The sequence below is a fragment of the Verrucomicrobium sp. BvORR034 genome (assembly GCF_000739635.1).
In the GTDB taxonomy this organism is placed as follows: Bacteria; Verrucomicrobiota; Verrucomicrobiia; order Verrucomicrobiales; family Verrucomicrobiaceae; genus Verrucomicrobium.
Genome location: NZ_BATQ01000175.1, coordinates 79,358 through 105,204 on the forward strand (window position 1 = coordinate 79,358; position 25,847 = coordinate 105,204).

The following is a 25,847-nucleotide window of genomic DNA, read 5'->3' on the forward strand; positions in this document are numbered from 1 at the left end:
AGGGCAAGAGGCAAACAGGAAATGATAAAATTCTGAATTAGGAATGAGGAATGAACAGCCGAGCTTGGTTCCGGATCCATAATCCCCAGGTGCCACCCGGCTCTTCCGTTGTTCTCCATTCATCATTCCTAATTCAGAATTCCTAATTTTTGCCGCTATTCCAGCGTAATCCCGCCCCAGTAGCCAAACTCCCAGGCCCAGCCGGTGGCGGCGCCTTCGAGCTTCACATCCACTTCCTGGCCGGCGAATTCGCTGAGGTCGGCGGTCACGGTCTTCCAGCGGTCGCCATCGTGGCCGATGACCTGCTTTTTGATGACCTTGTCTCCCACCTTGATGCGCAGTTCCCAGTCGCCCTGATCATGGGCGGCCACCACCACGGAGAGCTTGTGCGGCTTGCCGGAAGCGAGCTTCACCTTGCGCTCCAGGGTCGCGGGCTTGTTCTCCGCAAACGGGTGCATGAGCAGCACATTCTTGCGCCCCTGGTACTCCGGCAATTTCACCGGCGTGCGCTCGAAGTCGGGCGCGGAGACCTTCCACTCGGGATTCCAGAGGGAGACGCTTTCCCAATCGATCGCGCGCCAGTTGGTCCCACCGGAAGGCTTCTTCGCTACTGGAGCATCCATGTTGGTGCTGAGGGCGATCTTCTTCTCCTTGGTCAGCGGCCCCTCCTCCGGGGGAGCCAGGATGTACCACATCAGATTGCGGAAGGCATCATCTGGCAGCGCGCCGAAGCCCATGGGCATGAGGCTCTGGTGAGTGTTCTCCATCTTGGCCACCTGATCCCGGGGCACGATCTGCTCCGCCCCACCGATTGCCAGCACCTTCACATGAGAGGGCGTGTCCTCCACCACACGGCCGCTCACCATGCGGTTGTCCTTGGTGGTCACGTTCACCGCTTCATAGCCATTGCCGATGATCTGGTTGGGATCGATCACGTTGGACAGCAGCGCATCGAGGTTGCTGCGACCACTGCCAATCAGTTCCGGGCCGACCTTTTGACCGCCGCCGAAGAACTCATGACAGGTGGCACAGGTGGCCTGGAACATGAGCTTGCCAGCCGCCAGATCCGGCTCCCCTTCCAGGCTCGCTTTGCGCTTGGCAGCGATGAGGGCCTTGACGTCCGCATTGGATTCACGCCAGACGCCCAGCAACTCTTCCGCCCGCTTCTTCAAAGCCGCATCTTTCTGCGTAGCAAAGAAACGGCTCACGATCACCGGCACATCCGCGCGCGCCACGCGGTTGTCCTTCACCGCATCCAGCAGAAGAGCGGCCCACTGCGGACGGCTCGTCAGGGTTTGGGAAATAGCGGTGCGCACCGCCGGGCTGCCCTTGGCCCAACGCTGCAAGAGCAGGGCAGGCAGGGCCTCGCCACCCGCCTCCGCCGTAGTACGCACGGCCTCCAGCAGCAGCGGTTCAGGCACGTCTGACTTCACGAGCGATTGAAGCCCGTCCTGGATGGCGGTGCCGCCGGCCTTGCGCGCCACTTGCAGCGCATCGATGCGCTGTTGCAGCGGCGTCCTGTCATTGAGCACCAGCGTCATGGTCTCTGCCACCGCGGCCTTGTCACCCCAGAGCACCGCCAGGTTGTGCGCCTGCTTGCGCACCTCACCGTTCTTGCTGGCGCGCCACGCCGCGAGCTGGGCGGCGGGATCCGCCGTGGGTTTCAGGACACCACTTTCCTGGCCTTTGACCAGACCATCCAGCGTCGTGGCCAGCAAGGCGTCTTCGCCTTCCAGCCTGGCGGCAAACTGCAGCGCGAGATCCATGCTCTTTGCGTCCCTCGTATCCGACAGACGGCGCATGGCCTTGTACGCCAGCGTCCGCGACATGGGCTGGGAAGCGGGTGCCACTGTCGCCAGCCACGGGACCCACTTGTCGGGCTTCACCGCAAGGTTGGGTTCGAGGGCCATCCAGAGATGGAAGGCGATGAGGCGGTCGTTCTCGGCACCGCTGGATTTCAGGAGGTTTTCGAGCGCAACAGGGTCCAGGTCGCCAATCGCATAAGAGAACGGCAATGGATAAAGTTCACGTTCCAGCGTCTTCACGTTGGGCTCCGGGAGACGACTGGTACGTCCCAGTGGGGTTGGCATGTAATACTTCTCCAGCATCACCCCTCTGAGAGCAGCGGCCACGGCCTTCCGGACGGTGGGGTCTCCATCGGAGGCGAGCTTTTCCAGAATGGGATAGAAGTGCCGCTTCACACGCTGTCCTTCACGCTCGTACTCCACTCCGTAATGCAACATGTTGTCCGGCGTCTCTCCCGTGAGCCGGGCCGCCCAAATGCGCAACGCCGGATCGGCATCCGTCGCGGCAAGCTTAATGGCTTCCAGAATCTGCAGAAAATCACTCGCTCCGCCAGCATGGAGCGCCCACAGGGCCTCCATCCGGGTGCTGGATTCTTTGGATGTCTTGAAGAGTTCCAGCAGGAGCGGTGCCGCGGCGCGATCATTCCGCTCATCCAAACAGCGGCGAGCCGTGCGCCGCACCCAGTTGTTGGAGTGCGCCACCAGCTTCACCAGTTCCGGCGTGGCGAGCTTCTCCAGATTCAGGTCCTTTGATTCCCTCGAACCCACACTGGCTTTGACCAACGCCGGATCGTCCTTGCCGGTGTACACCACGCGCCAGATGCGGCCGCGAGCCCGGTCCACGCCTTCAGGATTGGCCTTGGCGTTCTGATAGCACGGATACTTGTCGCACCAGTCCATCACCCACAGGAAACCGTCCGGGCCGGTCTTGGTGCTGACGGGGCGGAACCAGCCGTCGTTGGCACGCAGGAAGTCTCGCACCGGGGCGGCCTTGAAGCTGGCCCCCATGGGATTCACCACTTCCTCATGAACGGCGTTGTCATGAATGTTGCCGATGAAAAGGTGGCCATTCGTATCCGCCGGATAGCGACCACCTTGATAAATCTGGATGCCCGCATAGGCGGCACGGAAGTGCTTGAAATTCACGATGCTGGGCAGCAGCTCGTACGAGTAGGGATTCTCCGGCGCTCCACCCTGACGGACATAGAGACCGCCCGGGGACATATGAAACAAGTGATCGATGACGCAGGCGCTGACGAAGTGATTGCCCGCAGCGTCAAAATCACATCCCCAGGGGTTGCTGGTTCCGTCTGCATACACCTCGAACATCCAGGGCGAGGCATTGGACTTGGAGTGCGCCTCAGAAGCCCACGATCCCACTGGCTTGCACCGCCCGATGCCGGCGTTGAACACCACCCCTTGATCCTTGGGATCCCCCGGGCGGCGCACCTTGGAGTGGGTGAAGACGCCATGCGTCATATAGAGCCAGCCATCCGGCCCCCAGGAGAAGGAGTTCAACAACTCATGCGTGTCCTCGCGGCCAAAGCCGGTCAACACCACGCGCCATTCATCCGGTTTGTCATCGCCGTCATTGTCCCGGAAGTGCAGCAGGTGCGGCTGCTGGCCGATGTACACACCGTTGTCCCCATAGAGAATGCCGCAGGCGAGATTGAGGCCTTCGAGGAAGACCGTTCGCTTGTCGGCCACGCCGTCGTTGTCCGTGTCTTCCAGAATGACCACGCGATCTCGCGGAATCGGCCCCTTGAGATCCGGCATGGGGTGATAGAGATCATCCTTGGCCTCGCCACCGAAGGGCGCGGGGGCTGTCGAGCCTTCCGGGTACTCGTAGAGCTCCACCACCCAGAGCCGCCCCTTGGGATCCCAAGCCATGCCCACCGGATTCTCGATCATCGGTTCGTGGGCAAAGCACCGCACCTCGTACCCGGGGGGCACAGTCATTTTTTTCTGTGCCTCCTCAGGGGTGGGACAGATGGAGTTCGCGGGAGCGCGCTCGCCCACCAGCTCTTTGCTGGAGATCTGGGCGGGTGCCGCCCCAGCTAACCCCAAGGCAAGCAGCGACAGAAAAAGGGAGGAAGGTTTCATGGAAGGAAGATGCGTGGTCGAATGCTACGAAAAACTGCCTGGTATCTGGCGGACAACTTTTATGCCGAATCGGTCATCATGGTCCAAGGCCTTCCCTTTGCCCCGGTTCCCAAGATGCGCCTTGTGAGCTTTGAAATTCTCTCCAACGTCCCGACATGCAGAAAAAGCGGACCGTTAAGATCAACAAGCCCCCGATTCTCTACCCTGAAACCCAGAGAATTATCGCCCGGGTGGAGAAGAAACTGGACGGGCCCTTCATCGCCTACTGGTCCAGCGGCAACGGTTCCGTTTGCCACAATGACGTGGCGGCCTTCTTTGAGGTGCTGAAAAACCTCGGCCACCAGAAGCATCTCTATCTCTTCATCAAGTCCAACGGCGGCAACGGGCAGGCCGCCCTGCGCATCGTGAACCTGCTGCGCCAGTACGCCACAAAGATCACCGCCCTGGTGCCACTGGAGTGCGCGAGCGCCGCCACCATGATGGCGATCGGGGCCGATGAGATTCAGATGGGCCCCCTGGCCTACCTCACGGCGGTGGACACCTCCCTCACCCACGCGCTCTCCCCGGTGGATCGCAACAACTACGCCGTGGCCGTGAGCCAGGACGAACTGAACCGCGTACTGCGCCTGTGGAGAGAGTCTTCCCAGGCCGGCGATACCAACCCCTACAAGAACCTCTACGATCACGTGCACCCGCTCGTCTTCGGGGCCATCGACCGCGCCAGTTCCCTCTCCATCAAGATCTGCGAGGAGATCCTCTCTTATCATTTAAAGGACGCGACCCAGCGTGAGCGCATCAGCAAGCACCTCAACTCCGCCTACCCCAGCCACGGCTACCCGATCATGCTGCGTGAGGCCAAGCGCGTGGGCCTGAAGGTCACCGAGCTCGATCCCGAGCTGAACGATCTGCTGGTGAGCCTGAGTGAGCGCTACTCGGAAATGGGGCAGCAGGCCATCACCGACTTCGACGAGAAGAACTACCACGACCACGAGATCCTCAACATCATTGAGGGCAAGGGCGTGAGCTTCAATTTCCAGAACGACAAGGACTGGCACTACCGTGAAAACGAACGGCGCTGGGTGCCGCTCAATGACCAGAGCGCCTGGAACAAAAACACCATGGTGGCAGGCAAGCTGCGCACGACTCGCTTCCACATTCGTTAAGTTCAGGGAACGCCCTGGGGCCGCTCGTGACCCACTTAGCCTGGCATGAAGCCCCACATCTGCCCTCGATCCGCCATGCCATCCCACGGGCTTTCCTGGCCCGTGGTGCTGGTGATGGTGGCGCTGATCGCCTCCATAGCGGCCTATTGGTGGCACCTCCAGGATCAGGCCCACGAGGCGCGGGTGGTGGCGAGAGTAGGACCGGCGGCGACCGCGCACGAAATCACCCGTCACCAGGTTGCCGATGCCTTGAGATCCCAGCTCTGGCGACGCAGTGAGACTTGGGGCGCGCTGTCTCCAGAGCTTCAGCAGCAGCGCCGCCTCGAAGCGCTCGACAGTCTGGTGAGCTCCCATGCCCTTCATCTTTGGACGCTCTCCCAGCCAGGGAACGAGCACCCGACGGCAGCGGAGGATGCCCTGCAAACTTTCATCAAGCAATTCGAAATCCCTGACTCCTGGAGGCAGCGCTCCAAGCTCCAGCAAATGAATGAAGCCCAGCTTCAGGCCTGGGTGGAAGAGGAGACCCGGCAGCGCCAGGCGTTCGACGCCGAGATCGGACGCCGGATGGCCCAGGTGACGCCCGACGAGATCAAGACATGGCTCCGCGACCACGCCACGGAGGTTCGAATTCCAGAGCGTATCTCCGCCAGCCATATCTTTCTGAGCGGTCACGACAAGGACAAGCCGGACCGGAGCGCGGAAATCGCAGAGTACCATCGGCGCATCGTAGCGGGGGAGGCCAAGCTCTCCGCACTTGCGGGTGAAGTCTCTGAAGACGGTCGCAGCAACAAACTGGGCGGAAGTCTGGGCTGGTTCAGCAGGGATCGCGTTCCGGCGGATTTTGCGGAAAAGGTCTTCTCCCAGAAGGTGGGGGAACTCGGCGCTCCCTTCCGCACGGAACTGGGTTGGCACATCGTGCTGGTGCATGCGAAACGCCCCGCCCGAGCCGCCACCTTGGAGGAAGCGCAGGCCGAAGTTGCCGCCCATCTCACCTCCAGCCGGCGCAGCGCTGAATCCGCCAAGTTGATGGAGGAGATCCTGAAGCTCACGCCCGTGGAAAAGCACCTGGACCGCCTGACCGGCGTGGCCCCCGAAAACTAGGGTCAATCGACCCTGCGCAACCTCATTGCGTATTCCAGCAGTCCGCCTACTCTAGCGCCATGTTTGGCAGCAAAAATAACAGCGTGGGCGTCATCGGCCTTGGCATCATCGGAAGCCGGGTGGCCGAGCGCCTGCGCAATGCGGACTTCAACGTCTATGTCTGGAACCGCTCCATCAAGCCCGAGCCAAACTTCATGGCCTCCCCTGCCGAGGTGGCGGAAGTCGCCCAAGTGATTCAGATTTTCGTACGCGATGCCGAGGCGCTCGTGGCCGTGATGGAAGACATGAAATCGGCCCTGACTCCGGATCATGTGGTGCTCTGCCATTCCACGGTCAACTCCTGGGGCATTCGCCGGGCGGTGGCCATTGCAGGCAGCGTGGGGGCAGCCTTCCTGGACGCCCCTTTCACCGGCAGCAAGACGGCAGCAGAAAAGGGCCAGCTCGTTTATTATATTGGCGGCGATCAGGCACCCCTGGATCGCGCCAGGAAAGTCCTCGAGACCAGCGGCAAGAAAATCATCACGCTGGGGAAGGCGGGAGACGCCACCGTGCTCAAGATCGCGACCAACCTCATCAGTGCCGCAGTGATCGAAGCACTCGCCGAAGCCATGGCGATCACCAAGGCCGAAGGCATCGATATTTCCAAACTGCAGGAAGCCCTGGCTGACAACGCGAACTCCTCCGCGCTTCTCACCATGAAGCTGCCTACCATGGCAGCCCGCAGTTACGCCCCGCATTTCTCCCTGAAGAACATGCTCAAGGACGCCCGCTACGCTCAGGCGATTGCGGACGAGAAGGGTCTGGCCCTGCCGGTGCTGAATGCCTCCGCCCAGGCCATGGACCGCGGGGTGCGCAGCGGACAGGGTGAGTTTGACTACTCCGTGGTGCTGGAAAACTTCGCCCCCATGCTCCGGGCCGTCGAAGAACGCGCAGCCCGGTTCAAGGCCAAAGAAGCCGCTGCAGCGCCGACTCCCGCACCGGTTGAGCCAGCGCCATCTGCAGAGACACCAGCTCTGGAAGCTGGCAAGGAACCACCCGCTGCGGATGCCGCGGTGGACAAAACCAAGGCTTCTTCCCACACGAAGCTGGTACCCGCATCGGTCTCAGCCGACACGCCCCCTATTGCCAAGAAAGACGAAGGCGCCAAAGACAAAGCTGCGTCTGAGTCGGCATCCGAACTCCCCGCAGCGATCAAGAAGGATGCCGAACAGGCTCCTGCCCAAAAAGAGATCACCGAAAGCAAAGACGCTGGCCCTGCCACGCCGGAAACCAAGGACAAACACAAGGACGCTCCTGAAATCAAGGTGGCGGGAGATACTCCTGCCGACAAGAAGGAGGGAGAGAAAAGCGACGCAGAAAAAGGCCCCAAGACCGCCAAGGACTCCGATGAGAAAAAGGCGGAGCCAGGTGCGCCGACCGCTTCCGGTCTCCCCAAACCTCCTGCAATTGCCAAGGCCGGGCTGAAGCCCTCAGCCCCCGGCACCGACAAACCCGAGGCCGCCCCTGACAGCAAGGTGGCCGAGCGCAAGGGAGCCTCGTCCAAACCTGAGAAACCTGGCTCCGCCCCAGCCAAGGCCGAAGTCGCCCCTGTGGTCAAGCAGCCCTCCTTTGTAAGCCGCCTCTTCCGCGGCATCACCGGCAGGGGGAAAAAGGACAAACAAGATCAGACGGCACCGCCTGTGGTGAAAGCCTTCAAAACACCCGAGCTCGCAAGCGCGGCCGCGCCGACGCCGACCGCTCCGGTCACCACCGGGAAGGACAAAGATAAAGACAAGGGCAAAGACAAACCGAAGGAGGCAGGCAAGGAGAAGGACAAGACTCCAACCTCGCCGCCGACCAGCAATTCTCAGGGCGGGTCTCTCGCCGCCGTGCTGGCCACCGAATCCAGGGAAGGCAAAGCCCCCGCGACGGACTCCGAGAAATCTGCCCTGCCCGCGACCAAACTGCCGCCCCCTCCCATCCGACCAGTTAAGCCGTTGCGGCCCAAGAATCCCGCGGCCCCCGCCACCACGCTGGTGGCCAAGCTACTGAGCGACACGGACGCGGACGATGGGGATGACGATACCGACGAGCCAGTCGCCATCGCGACCGTCGCCGCTCCTTCTCCTTCTGATAACAAGGAGAAAGAAAAGACCACCCTTGCCACCGAGCTCCCGGTTGTGATCAGCGAGGAAACGGCTGCTCCAACTCCTGTTGTCACCGCTGACTCTCCGGCTCCGACCATCAGTGAGCCTGTATCTGAACCTGTTCAGGCCGAAACAAGCCCGACACCTGCGGACGAGAATCCTGCCCCGGCAAAAAGCGAGACGGACGCTCCGAGCGAGACCGTCGAGGATTCTCCCGCTGTGGCAGAGTCTGCTCCTGAACCCGAGGCCACTGCTGAGCATGAGCCTGGACCAGAGCCCGCTCCCTTGCCCGCCTTCGACGAGAGCAAATCGCTGGAGGACATCACCCGCGAGGTCAACGCCAAGCTCTCCGCCTTCCCGAAGATCCCGGAACGCACAGTCGTCGTGCCCGAGACGGAAGAGCCGGCCGCCGCGCCAGTCCCCGTCACTCCGCCCCAGACCCGTCTGGAGGGCACCCGTGGTTTCATCGTCCCCAATCTGGCTCCTGCCCCACCAGCACCGACCACAGTATCTGCGGAGGAACCCTCCAGCGAGCCAGTTCCTGATCTGGAGCCAGCCACCGCCGTGACTGAAGCCGTGGCGGCTCCAGTTTCCAAAGAGGTCCCCGAGAAGGGAAAGTCCTTACGCAAGCGGGTCCCGAGCCCGCCTGAAAAAAAGCCAGAGACCCCGGACGCCCCTGAGGCGGCCGTCCCAGCGGATCGTGAAGCCCCGCCCCAAGCTTGAACATGACCAAGGAACGCTTCGAGGAAATTTCGCAGCAAGGCGGGCTCGTCAACCTGAGCGCTCGCTCCAAGTGGCTCCTTCGTGGTGCCGACCGGGTGCGCTACCTGAACGGGCAGGTGACCAACAACGTCAAGAACGCCACCGACGCCCAGGCGGTCTATGCCTGCGTGACCAATCTCAAAGGCCGGGTGGAGGGGGATATTTTCATCCACGCCAGCGTCGTCGGCGACGGCCCAGTCCTGGTCGTGGATGCCGAACCCGATCTGCGCGAGCCTCTCGGCCTGCGGCTGGATCGTTACATTATTGCCGATGACGTGGAACTGCTGGACGTGACCGACGAGTGGCAGCTCTGGCACGCCTTCGGCGGACAGGCTGCCCGGTTTCAGGAAATGGCCCTGCCCGAGGGGGCTCATCGCACCGCTGCCTGGCGCTTTGGGCAGGAAGGGGTGGACCTCTGGTGGCCCGTTGCTGGTGAACCGCCGCTGCTGGATGCCGCAGGCACCTCACTGACGGCGGAGGAACTGGAGACTTGGCGCATCTGCGCCGGAATCCCCCGCTGGCCGGATGAACTCAATGCGGAAGTGTTCCCCCCTGAAGCAGGTCTTCAAGAACGGGGCATGGACTACGCAAAGGGCTGCTACATCGGGCAGGAAATCCTCTCCCGCATCAAGACCACTGGAAAGATGCCCCAGAGCCTGGTGCGGCTCCAGAGTCATGGGGAGGCCGACGCTCCCTTCTCCGCCGGGGCCCTGCTGTTTCACCAGAAGGAGGATGGCACCCTGGCCAAGGTGGGGCATGTGACGAGTACCGCCCGGCATCCAGTGCATGGCCTTCCGGTCGGCCTGGGATATGTGAAGCAGGCGTTTGCGTCTGTTCATTCGCTATTGCTTGCGTCCGAAGAGCCGCCTAAGATAACTTTCGAAGTTGATATTCTTATCTCATGAACTGGAATCTTGCGCTGCTCCCGGCTCTGGCCCTTTCCACCCTTGTGCTGGCATCTTGTGAATCCACTGGCCCTGCTGGAGGCACGGTGATCACGAATCCCAATGCCGAAGAAGTCACCCACATGGAGAGCCAGTGGGGCATGAAACCCCGGATCGTGAAGCCACGTCTGCGGCCCATGGAACCCGGCGACCTGCCGGAAAATACCGTGCCGACACCGAATCCCACCTACAACGCGGCACCAGAATCCGCCCCGTTGGCCCCTGCTCCAGCTCCCCAGCTCCAGGAACCTGTCACCTCGGAAGCACCGACGGTGGACCAGGCGACCATTCAGAAACTGCGTTGATCCGGCCCGGAGAGTGCTGCCCCCTGGATTCTTCTGCCCAGGGGTGCCTCTCTTCCTCGCGACGCATCTCTACGCAGATTCACGCGTAAAACCGCTCGCACAAAAGGCCAATCGAGGCTAACCACGCTACGCATAACCCGCACCCCAAGTCGTCCCCATGAAGTTGTCCTTCCGCTGCCTGTTTCTGGCCACGTTCCTTGCCCTGCCTGCCGTCCATGCTGAGCAACCTGCAGCAACTGCCTCGTCCAAGCCGGCCGCCGCAGTCAAAAAGCAACTTCCTGCCGAAGCGCAGAACCTTGTGGAAGAGTCCCACAAGCTGGCGGTGATGAAAGTCGTCTTCGGTGGTGAGGAACGTCAGATCGTGTTTGAACTCCTTCCGAATGACGCCCCGGTCACCGTCCAGAACTTCGTGGACAACGTGAACAAGGGCACCTACAACGGCCAGGCTTTCCACCGCGCTGTGGATGGCTATCTGGTGCAGACCGGGGACCCCACCAGCAAGGACAAGGACCAGCGGGACCAGTGGGGCCTGGGTGAAGAGTACACCATTCCCGGCGAGTTCAAGCTGCCGCACACCGTCGGCTCCGTCGCCATGGCCCGCCGCAGTGACAAAGTGAACCCCAATCGCAAGTCCAACGGCACCCAGTTCTACTTTGCCGTCGGTGACATGAGCAGCCTCAACGGCCAGTACAGCGTCTTTGGCAAAGTGGTCGTCGGTCTGGATGATCTGAAGGAACTCTCCAAGGTGGCCACAGACTCCAACGACTGCCCGCTGGAGCGCGCCGAGATCAAGAGCATCAAAGTGGTGGACCAGAAGGGACCCGTGGTGGCCATGGCCTCCAGCAGCGCCAAAGGCAAGCGCGGCAAGACCAAGCCGGACTCACTCAAGAGCCCCTTCGAAAAGTTCCTGGAACGCGTGTGGTAAGCTTCGCGGGGAACGTATTCTAAACTGACCTTTTGGGCAGTGGAGCCACAGCGTCTCCACTGCCCTTTTTCTTTTGTTGTCTCCTTTTCGTCAAAGGGCGGTTCTCCTCTGAGTTTGCCGATCCATCTGTTTACATGCTTGCCAAAGCTGCCCCCTTTTGATTGACTTTGGGATTACCCTAAACTCCACACTGCGGGTGATTCGCACCACCCGGCTTTCTACTTCAGCACATGAGTCAAAACCGCTACGAAGTCCTGGGAAAAATTGCCGATGGCGGCCTGGGAAGTGTCTTCAAAGCGTATGACCGGAATCTTCGGCGGGAAGTTGCGCTGAAACGGGTGCGCGCGGAGTCCGAGGAAGAAGCCGACCGGCAGGCGGAGCAGCTCTTTGAGGAGGCCAGAACGCTCTCCACCCTTCAGCATCCGCACATCGTCACCATCTTCGACGTGGGCAAGGATGAAGAAGGCGCCTACATCGTGATGGAACTGCTCAAGGGGGAAACTCTTGAGGACATCATTGAGCGTGGCGCCCTGAACGAGGGGGACTTCCGGCAGCTCGTGAACCAGTCGTTGGAAGGGATGATCGCCGCCCATGCCACGGGGCTGATCCACCTCGACATCAAGCCGCAGAACTTCATGGTGATCTGGCTGCCCAGCGGCAAGTTCCAGATCAAGATCCTCGACTTCGGCCTCTCCAAGATCGCGCACCAGCCCATGGTGCAGGAGACCGATGCGGAAGGGGCCATCCTGGGCAGCATCTTCTTCATGGCACCGGAGCAGTTCGAGCGCTCCCCGGTGGATGTGCGCACGGACCTGTACTCATTGGGCTGCGTCTATTACTTCTCCCTCACCCAGCAGTACCCGTTCCAGGGCGAGACCGCACCGGAGGTGATGGCCAGCCACCTGTACCACAGCTTCATCCCGCTGGCTCAACTGCGCCCCGATCTGCCGGTGGACCTCTGCCGCTGGGTGGAGTGGCTCATGAGCCGCTCCCCTGACCGTCGGCCGGCCTCGATGGACAATGCTTTCGAGTGGTTCCAGGCCGGCCAGGCCCCCCTGACCCCAGAGGAAGAGGATGCCATTGCCCGTCGCCCGCCTCCGCCGGACATCCTCAACGCGCCGCCGGCTGTGCCCAACTTCAGCGGCACGGCCAGCCAGGCCCTGCGCCGGAGCGCCCCCAAATTCACCCGTCCAGGCAGTGTCACCCAGGCCCTCGGCTCCAAGCCGGTGCCCAAGCCCCTGGCCAAACCGGTCAACATCGCGGCGGCTGCAGCCCCCAAGCACCTCCAACACAGGAAGGCGCTACCGAAGTGGTTCACGGCCGGCGTACCCGCCACTCTCGCCATCGGGGCCGCCCTTTACTTCGGCACACAGTACGTGCAGCGGATGATGGGCGAGAACCGCTTCGAGGCGCTGGCTCACATGAGCAAACCCACCGGATCGGCCAAGGATGTGAACCTGCTCCTAGGTTTTCTGGAAGACTCCCGCAACAGCGACGCCGCCGCCGAAGTGCTGGGCAAGTTCGAGGAAAAGGACGTCACCAACAAGCTCATCCTCCAGCATATCCCCCGCACCAAGGAGCCTTGGGCGAGGAAAAACATCGCCGTGCTGGCCGGCAACCGTGGCATTGCCGATGCGGTCGAACCGCTCATGCGGCACCTGGGTCGCGCCACCGAGCGCGAGGTGCGGATCGCCACTTGGAATGCCCTGAGCCGCGTGGCCACCCCGGCAGAAGTCCCTTTCATGCTGGAGGAAGTCTCTGGCTCAGATGCTGACGAACTCCGGGCGGCTGAAGGCGCGCTGGTGAACGCTGCCCGCAAGGAACCCGACGCCGAGCGCCGCAGCCTGCCTGTGCTGCAAAGCTACCGCGCGAACTCAGGAACCGATGATGTGCAAGCGATGTTGCTGCGCACCCTTGGCCGTCTCGGCGGGTCCAACGCCCTGGATGACATGCGGAAGGCACTGGAGGATGGCAATGCCAAGCTCCGCACTGCCTCCGCCCTCGCTCTCGGCGACTGGCCCAATGCCGAGCCTGTGGCGGCTCTGGAAGCATTCATCGCGCGTGAGAAAGACTCGCTCGTCCGTACCAATGCGGTGAACAGCCTGGGAAATCTGGCTCCTTTGTCCGGCAATATTCCGCAGGAGGAAATCGCCGTGGTGCTCTCTAAAGCATTCGACGCCACCCGCGACGGTCGCGAGCAAGGTGCCATCCTGGGGGCCATCGCCCGCGTGGCGGATCCTGCTGCGGTGAATTTCTTCCGCGATCTTGGCAATCGTGAACCCCGCCGCAAGCCGGTGGCAGACAGTGCCATCCGCTCAGTCAATCAGGCCCTCGACCGCATGATTCCGGTGACGGCAGAGTCCACCACCTTGGAGTCCGCCAAAGCAGAGCTTCCGGCAGGTCCCCTCACGGTGGCTGATGGCGCGATCATCAACTGGATCAACACCGGCGACCAGGTGAACTGGCTGGTGAAGATCGAGCAACCCGGTGAGTACGAGTTGCAGATCAACCAATCCTTCGACAAGACCACGCCGGGGCGCTACCGCGCCACCATTGGCAGGGAATCCTTCCTGAAGACTGTGGACAAGACCTCCGGTGCAGAGTTCAAGACCGTGACCGCAGGCAAAGCCCGGTTTGAAAAGCCCGGCCTCTACCGCATCTGGATCCGCCCCCAACACATCACGGATGGCGAGTACCTCCTAAAACTCAAGGACGCCACCCTCACCCGTGTCGGCAGCTGATCCAAGAGCCCGCGTCATTCGCCCTCAGCCATGCCGCCCTCCTCCCCTCCCTTTCCTATTTGGCTGGTGGCGTTGATCCCGCTGGCGTTCTTCATCATCTTCCCACTGTTCTGGTGTTTCGTCGTCTGGCTCATCAGCCAGTTCAGTGGCTGGTCCAGGCTGGCCGCCCACTATGCCGCCAAGTCACCACCCGAAGGGAAGATGTGGTCCGGCCAATTCGGCATGGTCGGCGTTGCCAGCTACAAGGGCGTGCTGACCATCCATGCCGGACCTGCCGGTTTCTATATCGAGACCCCCTGGCTCTTCCGCACCGGGCATCCGCGGCTTTTCATTCCGTGGGCGGACATCCATGACCTGCAATTCAGCCGCCTCTTCTGGGGTCGCGAGATGGCAGGATTCGCCATCGGATATCCCAAACTCGGCTCCATGCGCCTGCCTGCGGAGATCATTCGCGAAGCGCCGGTGCCGGGTTCGAGCTAGCACATAGCGCCTAAATCCTAACGCCAGGACGCTGGATGGCGGAGTAACAAACTGGTGAACCGGCGTGCCATCGCGCGGCAATCCTACCCTCAACCCACAAATTACGCCATGAGTGGTTTTAGCGCCGGCTTCGTCCGAATTCCTGAAAACACAGATCCAGATGTGTTTACCCAAACAATCGCCGAAAGGTTCTTCTCATGGCCAAAAGTCAGAAGTTACTGCCGTGTTCAGTATGCACATGAATTTCAATGGATTCACCTCTACGGTTTCTCCAATGAGGGCGACGCGTTGACCGATACGACTATTCATCCCGCATTGCGCCCGCTACAGGCAGAAACCATAAGCCTTACAGCGCACAGCGGGAGCTCCACCTACTTCTACCGGCATCACATCAATGAGCGATGTTTGCGCGCCATCTACAGGACTGAGGACCGGGTATCCCAGAACTTCGGCGACGAGGAGCCCTGGGAGAAAATCAGTCGCCAGAAACTGATTTCAAAATGGGGAATGGAAACTCAGTGGCCCGCTGTGTTTGACGAAAAAGACATTATAGAGTCATTTGGCCTCCCTTCTCCTTGGAGCAACGGAACCCCTGAAGTTTGGGATCTCGATTTTTGCTGGGAAGACTGAATATCGGCCACGCAACGAATGGGCTAAAATGCCGCCGCAAAAGGGCAAACAAGCGGATGCTGGCAATCGGGCATCACCCGTTGTCCGCCCCGTGATTTGGGTCTCCTCTCGCGCACTTGCCAACCGGGGCCAAATATCCCACACTCCAGGGACACCACTACAAAAGCCATGTCCAACGACTCAAACCCCAGCGGAAACCGGAGAATCAAGAGAATGGACAACGTCCTCATCGTTGTTGACGATCTGGAAGCCGTGAAGACCTTTTTCCTCGAACTCGGCCTTGTTCTCGAGGGCGAAACCACAGTCGAAGGTCCAATGGTCGGGCAACTGATCGGGCTCAAGGATGTCCGGGCTACCCTGGCAATGCTGCGGACTCCCGACGGGCAGGGCATTGAACTGGACAAGTTCCACACCCCTGAACCCGTCAGGTTTGGCCCCGTGGACGCTCCAGTGAACACCATGGGCATCCGTCGGGTCATGTTCGCTGTCGAGAACATCGACGCTGTCGTGACACACATACTCGCCCACGGGGCCGAACTCATTGGCGAAATGAACTACGAGAACGCGTATCGCCTGGCCTACATCCGCGGGCCTGAGGGCATCATTGTTGGTCTTGCCGAACAGCTTGGTTGAACCTTGAGTCAGGGATTTTTCCCGAAGTAATCGCACGCCCAACCATGCGCCGCAGCCAATCCGCAGAGCGGCGTGGGCAACGGCAGATCGATCGCTTTTGTTTCACCCAGCGGTAGGCGGGACTTTTTCGAGCAATGACCGTTGCGAAGACCTGAGACGCGGTTTTGTCACCTTACACAACCGCCGCTTATCCCTCATCGGGAAGTAAAGTGTTGGCCGGCCGACAGGAACGTTTGATATTGCCATCCCTCGTGGCCATGGAGCACCCCTTGGGCACTTACTTGGTAGCGCTCCAGGGGGAAACTTCGCATACCGGGAAGTTAGTGCCTGCAAAGGAACCTTGAATGCGAAAGACCGCCACAACTCCTTCGGAGTAAAAACCTCCAACACCCATACCCAACGTAGACTCGCTGGAAGCTCGTCAACGTTGGGCTTGTAGCCCCATCCTCTTCGAGGAAGAACTTCGACTGAGCGAGTGGATGGCACCGGTTCCTTGGCGACCACCTTGAAGCGCCCGCCCCAGTCCGAAGTTGATCCCCAGCGGGGATCTCTAACACAGCCCAACGTTGGACGAGCCCTAAGCGAGTCAACGTTGGGTGCCTCCGCAGAGGAGGATCAGGTGGGAAGGCCGACAGCATCTGCACTCTCCCACCGCCATCAACACCTCCACGTCGCTCGATGCGGTGTTGCACGAATGTTGGGTTGCACCTCGCGAGGCCACGCGCTGACTGACGTTCCCGGCAAGGTGCCGGAAACAGCACGCAAGATGCGTGCGCTCCCCTGGCTTCTGCGGCACGAGGCCATTTTGAGAGATCGCCAGACCGCGTTTCGCCATCACGGCTCCCTTGGGTATTCGGCAAGATTACGATCAGGTGTAGAGGACAACAAAACACCCTTCCACCCCAGCGAGATCAACACCCCCATCTCCCTCCACAACCAGGCAATACCTCCAACCTGCCTCCCCCGCTCTAACTTCACACTTCAAACTTCTAACTCTTAACTCCCCCACGGCGGCTCAGCATCGGCCTCAGATCCTCCCAACACCACCGCCACGGCGGAAGTGCGATTTTCCACGTTCAGCTTGGCCAGGATGCGCCGCACGTGTTCGTGGATGGTTCTCACTCCCACGCGAAGGATCGTGGCCATTTCCTCGTCCCGTTTGCCCCGCGTCATCCAGAACAGCACCTCCCGTTCCCGGGGTGTGAGATGCCCGTTGATTTTGAACTGGGCAAACAGGGCGCACCTCCCCATGACCCGCTGCACGTGAGGCTGCAGCATCGCCAGCAATGCCACCTGCTCGTCGGAATAGGTCCGGTCATGGTTGATGACAAAGGCCATGGCCCCATAGGGCACCCCCACCAGCATGCAGGCCTGATCGCGAAAGGTATGCAGCTTTTGCACATGCCCGTAGAGGGAGATTTCACGCAACTGGCGCTCGCTGACGAAATCGGACAAACGTTGCACCGGCGTGGGCCCGTGCTTGATCAAGTGCCGCACCCCCGGATGATCGTGAATCAACTGAGGCACCACCTCATGGATCTCCGGCAGCGCTTCGGTGTAGCGATCGTCTATGTGCTTCATAGACAAATCCACCGGATTCACATGATCCACGGACAAGCTGCTCATGGGCAACAGTTGCTCAATCGCATCCATGATGCCCCTCAACGGATTCTCCCCGGTGGGTTCCCCATAGATACGGTGCAAAGAGTCTGAAAAGGCCTTCAGGCGGGCTTGCGACAAGTAACCTGAGGCCATGCACAAAAGTACCATCTGATGCATTGAGTTAGCAACCGGGAAATAGGTAGATTAGTTCATAGTGCTTGGTTCGGTGCAGCAGCTCGTAGCTGCAATCGTGAGAGTGCGGAAGGGTCACGTGTCATCAGCACGCCACCATCTCACAAGCGGCCTGCCCACGTTCTCACGAACACAGCCACGACTGACTTCCTGCCCGCGCAGCCGTCGCCCCCCCACTCCATCACTCCATCACTCCATCACTCCATCACTCCATCACTCCATCACTCCATCACTCCATCGACCGCCAGCAGCCGATACCCAATCCCCGGCTCATTGCGAATCTGCACACCTGCCGCGTCTCCCAACTTCTTGCGCAGATGCGCCACATACACACGCAGATACTGGGCCTGCTCGGTGGCATTGGGACCCCACACTTCTTTCAAGATCTGCTTCTGCGTGATCACCCGTCCCACATTGCGGGCCAGCAGTTTGAGCAGATTGTACTCGATCGGGGTGAGTTTGAGCGTGCTCCCGGCCAGTTTCACCTCCCGCGCGGCGAGATCGAGGAATAACTTTCCAATTCTGAGAGAGGGCTCCTCAGGGGTCTTGCGACGCCTTTGAATGGCCGCCAGGCGGGCCGCCAGTTCTGCGGTGGAGAACGGCTTCGTGACATAATCGTCAGCACCATTCTCCAGCGCTGCCACCTTGGTGTCCTCCTGATCACGAACAGACAAAACAAGCACCGGAGTCTCGGTCCACTCGCGGAGTCGTTTGAGCACCTCCAGCCCGTCCATGTCCGGCAGCCCGAGATCGAGCAGGATGACATCGGGGTGACGGAACGCCGCCTCAGAGAGGCCGAGAGAGCCGGTCCCAGCTTCAAAGACCTCATAGCCTTTGCTTTCCAGCGCCAGACGCAGCAAGCGCCGCAGTTGCACCTCGTCATCCACCACGAGGGCACGACCTTGACAGGGTATCGGGGAAGCACTCATGGCAGTGAGGGGGTGGTCAGCGTTTCTACAGGCAGCGTGATGACAAACTCCGCCCCTCCCTCCGGCCGGTTCGAGGCTTTCACGTCACCATCCAGCGAGCGCAGTAATGCTCGAGAGATGGAAAGCCCCAGTCCCGTGCCTCCCGTAGGGCTGCCGGGTCCGCGGTAAAACTTCTGGAACACCTGCTCCTCCCCGTCCTGCGGCAGACCGGGGCCACGATCCGCGATGCGAACCGCAAGGGTGCCGCCATGCCGCAGCGCTGCATGAATCTCCAACGGGCTCCCGGCAGGCGTGTACACCGCCGCATTGTGCAGGATGTTTGCCAGGGCCTGGGAGAAAAGATTGGGGTCGAGCTTCACAGCGGGCAGGTCTGCAGGAATGTCCATCGCAAGCGGGTGATTGTCGAGCGCCTCCCCCACGGACTGGCGGACCTGCTCAATCAGGTCTCCCAGCAGGCACCACTCCCGCACCGGCTGGACCGCCGCGGATTCGATGCGTGTCATCTGCAGCAGATGGTTCACGACCCGCTGCAACCGTGCCGAGGCAGTGTGAATCTCGTCAATGTACGGGTTCTTCACGCCTGACAGCCCCTCCAATGCCGCATGAATGACGGCAAGAGGTGTCTTCAACTCATGCGACACGCTGTCCAGCAAAGTGCGCTGCAGGCGCTCGGACTGCTCCATCAACTCGGCATGGCGCACAGCGAAAATGAAGTGCTCTTTCTCAAGGACCAACGCCAATTGCAGCGCAAAAGCTTCAATGGACTGGCGCGTCGTGAAATCCATCAGGGCCTTTTCCGACAGGCGGACTCCAAAGACTCCCATCAAGGAAGTCGCCGTCTGCAACGGAAACCAGGTGGCTTCAGATTCGGGCAGCGTGTCCGTGAAGCGGCCGGCGGGCTGCTTGTTTTGATAGCTCCAGTTGATCACCCCCCACTCTTTAGCGCTTGGCTGAAGCGTGCTGGCCTCGTGCACCGCGTGCGGCAGCGAGCGATCCATGTTTCGCACCACCACAGCCGCGTCGGCACGCAGGAACTCATTGATAGCACGCAGCGCCTCTTCCAGACCACGATCTGGCTCCGCCGTGAGGGCGGCGCTCTGGGTGACTCGCAAGAGGGCGGCAGTCTGCCGCTGTCTCCGGCGTTCTGCCTGCTCGCGCTGCCGCAGCCGTGTCGTCAGATGTCCCATGCTGAAGGCGACAATGAAGAACATCACGAACATGACGATGTCATGCGGCTGGTTGATGTGGAGCGTGAACCGGGGAGGGATGAAGAAATAATCCCAGGTGAAAGCACTCAGCGCGGCCATGGTCAGCACCGGCCCCCTGCCGAGGCGGACGGCGGCAACGATCACCGCCAGCAAGAAGACGAGACCTGCAAAAACATAACCTGTATAAGGGAGGAGCAGCCAGCCAAGCAGCGCCACGACAAAGGTGAGCCCCAAGGCCCAGACATACTCTGAAACCAGACCGACAGGAAGCTCAACGGCCTGCGGTTTGTCCGCCCTGGCTGAACCACTCGCCAGTTCCGGCCGCACCATGCAGACGTCAATGTCACCACTTTCCTGAACCAGCCGGTCAGACAAGGAGCGGTGCCACCATGCTCTGGGTCCTGGTTTTCCGACCACGATCTGGCTCACATTACGGTCTCGAGCGATCTGCAGCAGGGAAACCGCCACATCCTCTCCCGTGACGCTCACCACCTCCGCCCCCAACTTGCGGGCCAGCGCCAGAGATCTGGCCAGACGTTCTTCATCAGCCGGTGCCAGCCTTTTGGAGCCCTCCACCCACGCCACGATCCATGGGCAGGAAAGCCGGTTGGCCGCCCGGCGTGTCCAGCGGATGAGGCTCTCCGAGTACGGGCTGGGCCCCACTCCCACCAGCAGCCGGGCATTCGTCTTCCAGGCCGTGCTCACCCGCTTCGCCCGCCGGATGTCCTCCAGATCGCGATCCACATGCTCAGCCGTGAAACGCAGCGCCATTTCCCGCAGGGCCGTGAGGTTGCCTTCCTTGAAGAAGTTGGACACCGCCCACTCCGCACGGTCTCCAAGGTACACCTTGCCCGCCGCCATGCGGTCGAGCAGTTTTTCCACACTCAAATCCACCAGCTCGATCTCGTGCGCATGATCAAGGATCGAGTCCGGCACGGTCTCTTGAATGGTGATGCCCGTGATCTGCCGGACGATGTCCACCTGGCTTTCGATGTGCTGGACATTCACCGTGGTGTAAACATCCAGCCCCGCTCCAATGAGCTCAATCACGTCCTGGTGTCGCTTGGAATGGCGGGAACCAGGGGCGTTGGTGTGCGCCAGTTCGTCCACCAGGACGAGTTCCGGACGCTGTTGAAGCACGGCATCCAGGTCAAACTCCTCCAGGGTGTGCCCGCGATGCTCGAGCATCTTGCGGGGAAGAACCTCCAGATCCTTGAGCAGCGCGGCCGTCTCCGACCTCCCGTGAGTTTCCACGACCCCCACGATCACCTTGACCCCTTCTTTCTGGCGCTGACGTGCTGCCTGCAGCATCGCGTACGTCTTGCCAACGCCCGGGCACATGCCCAGGAAAATGAAGAGGCGTCCCAGACGGGACTCCCTTTCAGCACGCTGCAACTCTGCCAAAAGGGCATCGGGATCTGGCCGGTTGGGTTCAGTCATCAGAGTACGGGCGGATCAGGTGGTTGACAGCAGACCGGGCTTGATGCGCTTGTTTTTAACACGGGTCTGCGGAAAGGGCTGTTTGTCTTTTTGATAATAGCAGATTTCCACGAGAGTCGGCCAGAGCTCGAGCGAGGCGTGGATCTGGCTGATGACATCATCCACAATACGACTCACGTTCTGCTGGAAGAAGTCCGGCTCAAAACCATAGAACACTTTCGCCAGATTTTCTGCGAAGAGGTTGAGGGTGTGCTTGCGCTCAGGGTCCGCGGCCGATTCCGCAAAAGTCAGCACCCGGGAATGGACCGCCATGACCTTGCTCAGAATCTCCTGCGTATCCTCCAGGGTCACCTCCCCGTTGTAGCGGAACTTGATGCCCAAGTCGTCACGGTGGTACACGCTGTCCTTGATATTCTTCTTCAGCAGGCTGCAGAGCTCTTCGTTGAAGACCTCCATGGCCAGCGGATTGCGCATGTAGTTGTTCTTCGTGTGGCGCTGCACCGCATCCACATGGGCCGCCGCCACTCCGGGCTGCTGAATCCAGAGACGGTAGATGTAGTCCTCGAACCTGAGGCGGGTGGGGAAAAAGGGAGGCAGCCCCAGCCGGTTGTCATAGCCGGAGACGCCGCAGTCGATGCGCCAGTTCTTCTTGGTCACCACGGGGCGGAAGTTCACCAGGACGTACACGTCGTTCAGGGCATTGATGTCCGACTGTTCTTCATCGGCAAGAAACATCTCCACATAGTCGAGCGCATCAATGTCGTTTGTCCCCGTGCGGTAGGTCTGGGCGATCTTCACCACCGACTCCCTCGGCAGGCGGCCGGGTTGGAGCATCAGGGAGTTCTCGCGGGAGAAAGTGCTGGTGGTGTTGGTCTCCAGGTCCATCGAGGTATCCACCAGCATCTCCCCCCGTTCGTAGTTCGCCGGCATCTGGCCCGCCTTCTTGCCCAGAGCATCCTTGAACGCGGCCAGCAGGTCAAAGGACTTGCTGACGTAGCCGTTCTCCGAGGTCCGGCAGAGCTTGCCGCGGCAGACTTCGTTGGCCGCCAGGCTCTCCATGCTGTCCTCGATGAGCGCATCCGGCCGCATGTCGTCATCGGAGCTGATCAGATAGTGACCAAGCGTGTACATCAGCGTGAAATTCCGGTTCCCGCCATAGCTGGGCCGGAAGAGATTCCGCACCAGTGATTCAAGTTTTTTGTCACGCAGCTTGCGGTTCAGGAAACCAATGAACTCCTCCTTCTCCCTCGGCCCCACATAGAAGAGCTCGTTGGCGGTGCGGGTCTGCTCCAGGAGACTGTAGTATTTCTGGTGGGCAGCCAGGCTGGAGTCGTCGAAGACCAGCATCCGTGCGGCATGGCCGTTGCGCCAGAAGTTGTCGTCGTAGGCTTCGATGGTGGCGGCCACATCCCGTAATCGATAGGTGGGAATGGCGAAATGCGTCTGGGCAGAGTTCATGTTAGTAGGCGATTCAACTTGGATGACGTGTCAGTGAGCATTGCAGTGCAATGGGATGTGCCCATGATGAGGCAATCCCGGGGCACCTCACGATCTGCGTGGGATGCCCCGGGATTGTCCCGACCGCCCTCAACAGGGCGGCGGGCGGGCTTCCCCTACGGCAGTTCGTCCAGGGCCAGATTGAGACGCCAGACATTCACCCGGTCGGTGCCAATGGCACGCGAGGGTGGCGGCTCTGTGAGATTGTCGATGAGTGCCTCCGCTCTTTTGATGCCCTCAGCATTCAGGCCGCGCTCTTTGGCAATCCCCTCGATCTGCTGGCGCGCCTGGAAGGAGCTCAGATAGGGGTGGGGTGTTTCCACAGTGGACTCACCGAGTTTGAAGTAACGTGGCCCGGTCAACTTCTCGGCCAGGAGCTGTTCCGCCACGACTTTCTCGTCGGGAATGGAGAGCTTTTTGCCCTCGCGGTGGCTTCGCATAAAATGGGCGACACCCGAGAAGAAGAGGAACAGCACCACCAGTGCGACGGCATAGAGGCCGAGGATGCGAATCGGAAAATTGTCGTTAACCTGGGATTTCATGGCAGGACGAGGTTGTGGAGTCCACAGGCGGGCCCGGCCTGAACCAGGCCCGCCCTGAGATCCATTTCAATCAGCTAGTGTTATTTCATCGTAGAAGGCAGCTGCTCCAGGGCCCGGTTCAAGCGGAGCACATTGACACCCGCATCCCCCAGCACGCCCAGATCAGGTCCCTCAGTGCAGGATTGAACAAGGCTGCGCACCTGGTCTTCAGACAGGTTTCTGGCCCGGGCCACCCGTGCAGTCTGCAGGGCAGCGTTGCGCGGGCTGATGTGAGGGTCCAATCCGCTGCCGGAGGCCGTCACCGCATCGGCAGGCACCGGTTCGTCCGCCTTGAGCCCATTGGTCTCACGATAGGAGGCAATGCGATCCTTCACGGCATCCGCCAGCTTCTGCGACGTGGGGCCGAGGTTGGACCCGCTGGAGCTGGCAGCATCATATCCATTGGCACCGGCTGCTGAAGGACGAGGTTGAAACCAGGCCTCCCCAGTAAAGTTCTGCCCCAGCAGAGAAGAGCCTCGGAGGGTGCCGTCAGCATCTTTGATGAGGCTGCCGTTGGCCTTGTCCCGAAAGACGCCTTGGGCAACTGCCCAGACCACCACGGGATAGAAGCCGCAAAGCACCACCACAAAGACCAGGGTGGAGACCACCGCCCCACGCACATCAAGTAAGAACGATTTCATAAGATTCAATCAAGCGAGGTTAAGAGTCGTGATGATGACGTCGATGGCCTTGATGCCTGCAAAGGGCAGGAGGAGGCCGCCGAGTCCGTAGATGCAAAGGTTGCGCTGGAGCACTGCCACCGCACCGACCGGGCGGTATTGCACCCCACGCAAGGCCAATGGGATCAGGGCAATGATGATGAGCGCGTTGAAGATGATGGCGCTCAGGATCGCGCTCTGTGGCGAGGCCAGGCCCATGATGTTGAGCGGGGCAATGGCCGGGAAGGTGACCATGAGCATGGCAGGAATGATGGCGAAGTACTTCGCCACGTCGTTGGCGATGCTGAAGGTGGTCAGCGAGCCGCGGGTCATGAGGAGTTGTTTCCCAATCTCCACGATCTCGATGAGCTTCGTGGGGTTGCTGTCCAGATCCACCATGTTGCCGGCTTCACGGGCGGCCTGGGTGCCGGTGTTCATGGCCACGCCCACATCCGCCTGGGCCAGGGCCGGGGCATCATTGGTGCCGTCCCCGGTCATGGCCACCAGGTGACCCTGCGCCTGCTCGGAGCGAATGCGCTTGAGCTTGTCCTCCGGTGTGGCCTGGGCCATGAAGTCATCCACGCCCGCTTCCGCGGCAATGGCGGCGGCGGTCATTGGATTGTCCCCGGTGATCATCACCGTGCGGATGCCCATCTTGCGCAGTTGGGCAAAGCGTTCCTTGATACCGCCTTTCACCACGTCCTTCAGCTCCACCACGCCCAACACCTTCTGACCATCCACCACCACGAGGGGCGTGCGACCCGCGCGAGCGGCGGCTTCCACGGTCTTCTCCACCTCGGCGGGATAAAGACCGCCCTTCTCCTCCACATAGCGCCGGACGGACTCTGCCGCACCTTTGCGCACGCTCCGCCCGTCAATGTCCACCCCGCTCATGCGCGTCTGCGCCGTGAAGGGGATGAAGGTGGCATGGGGCTCCGCCACCTCACGACCACGGATGTTGAACTTCTCCTTGGCGAGCACCACGATGCTGCGACCTTCTGGAGTTTCGTCCGCCAGGGAGGCCAGTTGCGCGGCGTCCGCCAACTCCTGTTCGGTGACTCCGGCAGCAGGGCGGAAGTCCGAAGCCATGCGGTTGCCGATGGTGATGGTGCCCGTCTTGTCGAGCAGCAACACATCAATGTCCCCGGCAGCCTCCACGGCACGACCACTGGTGGCCATGACATTGCGACGGATGAGGCGGTCGATGCCGCTGATGCCGATGGCGCTCAGCAGTCCACCGATGGTGGTGGGGATGAGGCACACCAGAAGGGCGATGAGCACCGGGATGGTGAAGTTCGTGCCAGCATAGATGCCGAAGGGTTTCAACGTCACCACCACCAGCAGGAAGATCAGCGTGAGGGCCGAGAGCAGAATGGTCAGGGCAATCTCATTGGGTGTCTTCTGGCGCTTGGCCCCTTCCACCATCGAGATCATGCGATCCAGGAAGGTATTGCCCTTCTCCGACGTGATCCGGATGATGATGCGGTCACTGATGACCCGTGTGCCGCCGGTGACGGCACTGCGATCACCACCGCTTTCACGAATGACCGGGGCAGACTCGCCGGTGATGGCTGCCTCGTCCACGCTGGCAATGCCTTCGATCACCTCGCCATCAGCAGGGATGACGTCGCCGGCGTCACACACCACGACATCACCTTTTTGCAACTCAGGAGCAGGCACCCGCTCCTCTTTGCCGCTACGCACACGGCGGGCGACGGTATCCTTGCGAGCTTTGCGCAGGGAATCGGCCTGAGCCTTGCCGCGGCCTTCAGCCATGGCCTCCGCGAAGTTGGCAAACAGGACAGTGAACCAGAGCCAGATGGCCAGCTGGACGATAAAGAAGCGGTCCACCGGGGCGGTGAAGATGCTCACAGTGGTCAACACCGCACCAACCAGCGTCACGAACATGACGGGGTTTTTGATCATCAGGCGCGGATCGAGTTTCTTGAACGACTCTCCAATCGCCGGACCGGCGATCTTCCAGTCAAAGAGGGAGGGAACTTGATGGGACATGGTAGTAG

The 25,847-nt window shown here is 60.9% G+C and carries 18 protein-coding genes; 10 read left to right on the forward strand and 8 right to left on the reverse strand.

Features of this window, described 5'->3' with window-relative positions; all coding sequences use genetic code 11:
• Positions 1-155: 155 nt before the first annotated feature.
• Positions 156-3,908 (reverse strand): PVC-type heme-binding CxxCH protein, encoded by a 3,753-nt coding sequence (locus tag BV034_RS30720; RefSeq protein ID WP_050030762.1) that lies wholly within the window; start codon positions 3,906-3,908, stop codon positions 156-158.
• Positions 3,909-4,063: 155 nt separating this feature from the next.
• Here BV034_RS30720 and BV034_RS30725 point away from each other — a divergent pair, with 155 nt between their 5' ends.
• The 10 genes from BV034_RS30725 (at position 4,064) to BV034_RS30770 (ending at position 15,718) form a co-directional block, all read left to right on the forward strand.
• Complete coding sequence (locus tag BV034_RS30725; protein WP_050030763.1) at positions 4,064-5,071, forward strand: ATP-dependent Clp protease proteolytic subunit; 1,008 nt, start codon at positions 4,064-4,066, stop codon at positions 5,069-5,071.
• Between the two features lie 45 nt (positions 5,072-5,116).
• Positions 5,117-6,172 (forward strand): peptidylprolyl isomerase, encoded by a 1,056-nt coding sequence (locus BV034_RS30730; protein WP_081888247.1) that lies wholly within the window; start codon positions 5,117-5,119, stop codon positions 6,170-6,172.
• Between the two features lie 59 nt (positions 6,173-6,231).
• The gene (locus tag BV034_RS30735) at positions 6,232-9,021 is read left to right on the forward strand and encodes an NAD(P)-binding domain-containing protein (RefSeq protein ID WP_050030765.1); all 2,790 of its coding nucleotides are present in this window, start codon (positions 6,232-6,234) and stop codon (positions 9,019-9,021) included.
• A gap of 2 nt (positions 9,022-9,023) precedes the next feature.
• Positions 9,024-9,965, forward strand: a complete 942-nt coding sequence (locus BV034_RS30740) for a folate-binding protein YgfZ (RefSeq protein ID WP_050030766.1) — start codon at positions 9,024-9,026, stop codon at positions 9,963-9,965.
• Positions 9,962-10,309, forward strand: coding sequence for a hypothetical protein (locus tag BV034_RS30745; protein ID WP_050030767.1), 348 nt, complete (start codon positions 9,962-9,964; stop codon positions 10,307-10,309). Before BV034_RS30740 ends, BV034_RS30745 begins: the two co-directional genes overlap by 4 nt.
• A gap of 157 nt (positions 10,310-10,466) precedes the next feature.
• Entirely contained in the window at positions 10,467-11,234 is a 768-nt protein-coding gene (locus BV034_RS30750; protein WP_081888248.1) for a peptidylprolyl isomerase, read from the forward strand.
• A 230-nt stretch (positions 11,235-11,464) separates the two neighbouring features.
• A complete protein-coding gene (locus BV034_RS30755) occupies positions 11,465-13,975 on the forward strand; it encodes a protein kinase (RefSeq protein WP_050030769.1) in 2,511 nt (836 codons plus the stop codon).
• A gap of 30 nt (positions 13,976-14,005) precedes the next feature.
• Positions 14,006-14,455 (forward strand): hypothetical protein, encoded by a 450-nt coding sequence (locus tag BV034_RS30760; protein WP_050030770.1) that lies wholly within the window; start codon positions 14,006-14,008, stop codon positions 14,453-14,455.
• 108 nt (positions 14,456-14,563) lie between these two features.
• A complete protein-coding gene (locus BV034_RS30765; RefSeq protein WP_265593658.1) occupies positions 14,564-15,085 on the forward strand; it encodes a hypothetical protein in 522 nt (173 codons plus the stop codon).
• A gap of 168 nt (positions 15,086-15,253) precedes the next feature.
• The gene (locus BV034_RS30770; RefSeq protein ID WP_050030772.1) at positions 15,254-15,718 is read left to right on the forward strand and encodes a VOC family protein; all 465 of its coding nucleotides are present in this window, start codon (positions 15,254-15,256) and stop codon (positions 15,716-15,718) included.
• Positions 15,719-16,714: 996 nt separating this feature from the next.
• Here BV034_RS30770 and BV034_RS30775 read toward each other — a convergent pair.
• The 7 genes from BV034_RS30775 to kdpB all read right to left on the reverse strand — a co-directional run bounded on the left by BV034_RS30775 (position 16,715) and on the right by kdpB (position 25,839).
• Positions 16,715-17,473, reverse strand: a complete 759-nt coding sequence (locus BV034_RS30775; protein WP_265593659.1) for a helix-turn-helix transcriptional regulator — start codon at positions 17,471-17,473, stop codon at positions 16,715-16,717.
• 260 nt (positions 17,474-17,733) lie between these two features.
• Positions 17,734-18,441: a response regulator gene (locus BV034_RS30780; RefSeq protein ID WP_050030774.1), complete on the reverse strand. Its 708-nt coding sequence runs from the start codon at positions 18,439-18,441 to the stop codon at positions 17,734-17,736.
• Positions 18,438-21,089: a sensor histidine kinase KdpD gene (locus BV034_RS30785; protein WP_050030775.1), complete on the reverse strand. Its 2,652-nt coding sequence runs from the start codon at positions 21,087-21,089 to the stop codon at positions 18,438-18,440. The genes BV034_RS30780 and BV034_RS30785 overlap by 4 nt, the downstream gene beginning before the upstream one ends.
• A 15-nt stretch (positions 21,090-21,104) precedes the next feature.
• On the reverse strand, positions 21,105-22,547 hold the full coding sequence (locus tag BV034_RS30790) for a hypothetical protein (protein WP_050030776.1): 1,443 nt from the start codon (positions 22,545-22,547) through the stop codon (positions 21,105-21,107).
• Positions 22,548-22,702: 155 nt separating this feature from the next.
• Positions 22,703-23,128 carry a potassium-transporting ATPase subunit C gene (locus BV034_RS30795; RefSeq protein WP_050030777.1) on the reverse strand — a complete coding sequence of 142 codons (426 nt, stop codon included), beginning with the start codon at positions 23,126-23,128 and terminating at the stop codon, positions 22,703-22,705.
• A gap of 80 nt (positions 23,129-23,208) precedes the next feature.
• The gene (gene kdpC, locus BV034_RS30800; RefSeq protein WP_050030778.1) at positions 23,209-23,808 is read right to left on the reverse strand and encodes a K(+)-transporting ATPase subunit C; all 600 of its coding nucleotides are present in this window, start codon (positions 23,806-23,808) and stop codon (positions 23,209-23,211) included.
• A 9-nt stretch (positions 23,809-23,817) separates the two neighbouring features.
• Complete coding sequence (gene kdpB, locus BV034_RS30805; RefSeq protein ID WP_050030779.1) at positions 23,818-25,839, reverse strand: potassium-transporting ATPase subunit KdpB; 2,022 nt, start codon at positions 25,837-25,839, stop codon at positions 23,818-23,820.
• Positions 25,840-25,847: the final 8 nt, after the last annotated feature.

Coding starts and splice junctions, on each gene's coding strand:
- BV034_RS30720 (WP_050030762.1), bottom strand. CDS start 3,908: ATGAAACCTTCCTCCCTTTTTCTGTCGCTGCTTGCCTTGGGGTTAGCT.
- BV034_RS30725 (WP_050030763.1), top strand. CDS start 4,064: ATGCAGAAAAAGCGGACCGTTAAGATCAACAAGCCCCCGATTCTCTAC.
- BV034_RS30730 (WP_081888247.1), top strand. CDS start 5,117: ATGAAGCCCCACATCTGCCCTCGATCCGCCATGCCATCCCACGGGCTT.
- BV034_RS30735 (WP_050030765.1), top strand. CDS start 6,232: ATGTTTGGCAGCAAAAATAACAGCGTGGGCGTCATCGGCCTTGGCATC.
- BV034_RS30740 (WP_050030766.1), top strand. CDS start 9,024: ATGACCAAGGAACGCTTCGAGGAAATTTCGCAGCAAGGCGGGCTCGTC.
- BV034_RS30745 (WP_050030767.1), top strand. CDS start 9,962: ATGAACTGGAATCTTGCGCTGCTCCCGGCTCTGGCCCTTTCCACCCTT.
- BV034_RS30750 (WP_081888248.1), top strand. CDS start 10,467: ATGAAGTTGTCCTTCCGCTGCCTGTTTCTGGCCACGTTCCTTGCCCTG.
- BV034_RS30755 (WP_050030769.1), top strand. CDS start 11,465: ATGAGTCAAAACCGCTACGAAGTCCTGGGAAAAATTGCCGATGGCGGC.
- BV034_RS30760 (WP_050030770.1), top strand. CDS start 14,006: ATGCCGCCCTCCTCCCCTCCCTTTCCTATTTGGCTGGTGGCGTTGATC.
- BV034_RS30765 (WP_265593658.1), top strand. CDS start 14,564: ATGAGTGGTTTTAGCGCCGGCTTCGTCCGAATTCCTGAAAACACAGAT.
- BV034_RS30770 (WP_050030772.1), top strand. CDS start 15,254: ATGTCCAACGACTCAAACCCCAGCGGAAACCGGAGAATCAAGAGAATG.
- BV034_RS30775 (WP_265593659.1), bottom strand. CDS start 17,473: ATGGCCTCAGGTTACTTGTCGCAAGCCCGCCTGAAGGCCTTTTCAGAC.
- BV034_RS30780 (WP_050030774.1), bottom strand. CDS start 18,441: ATGAGTGCTTCCCCGATACCCTGTCAAGGTCGTGCCCTCGTGGTGGAT.
- BV034_RS30785 (WP_050030775.1), bottom strand. CDS start 21,089: ATGACTGAACCCAACCGGCCAGATCCCGATGCCCTTTTGGCAGAGTTG.
- BV034_RS30790 (WP_050030776.1), bottom strand. CDS start 22,547: ATGAACTCTGCCCAGACGCATTTCGCCATTCCCACCTATCGATTACGG.
- BV034_RS30795 (WP_050030777.1), bottom strand. CDS start 23,128: ATGAAATCCCAGGTTAACGACAATTTTCCGATTCGCATCCTCGGCCTC.
- kdpC (WP_050030778.1), bottom strand. CDS start 23,808: ATGAAATCGTTCTTACTTGATGTGCGTGGGGCGGTGGTCTCCACCCTG.
- kdpB (WP_050030779.1), bottom strand. CDS start 25,839: ATGTCCCATCAAGTTCCCTCCCTCTTTGACTGGAAGATCGCCGGTCCG.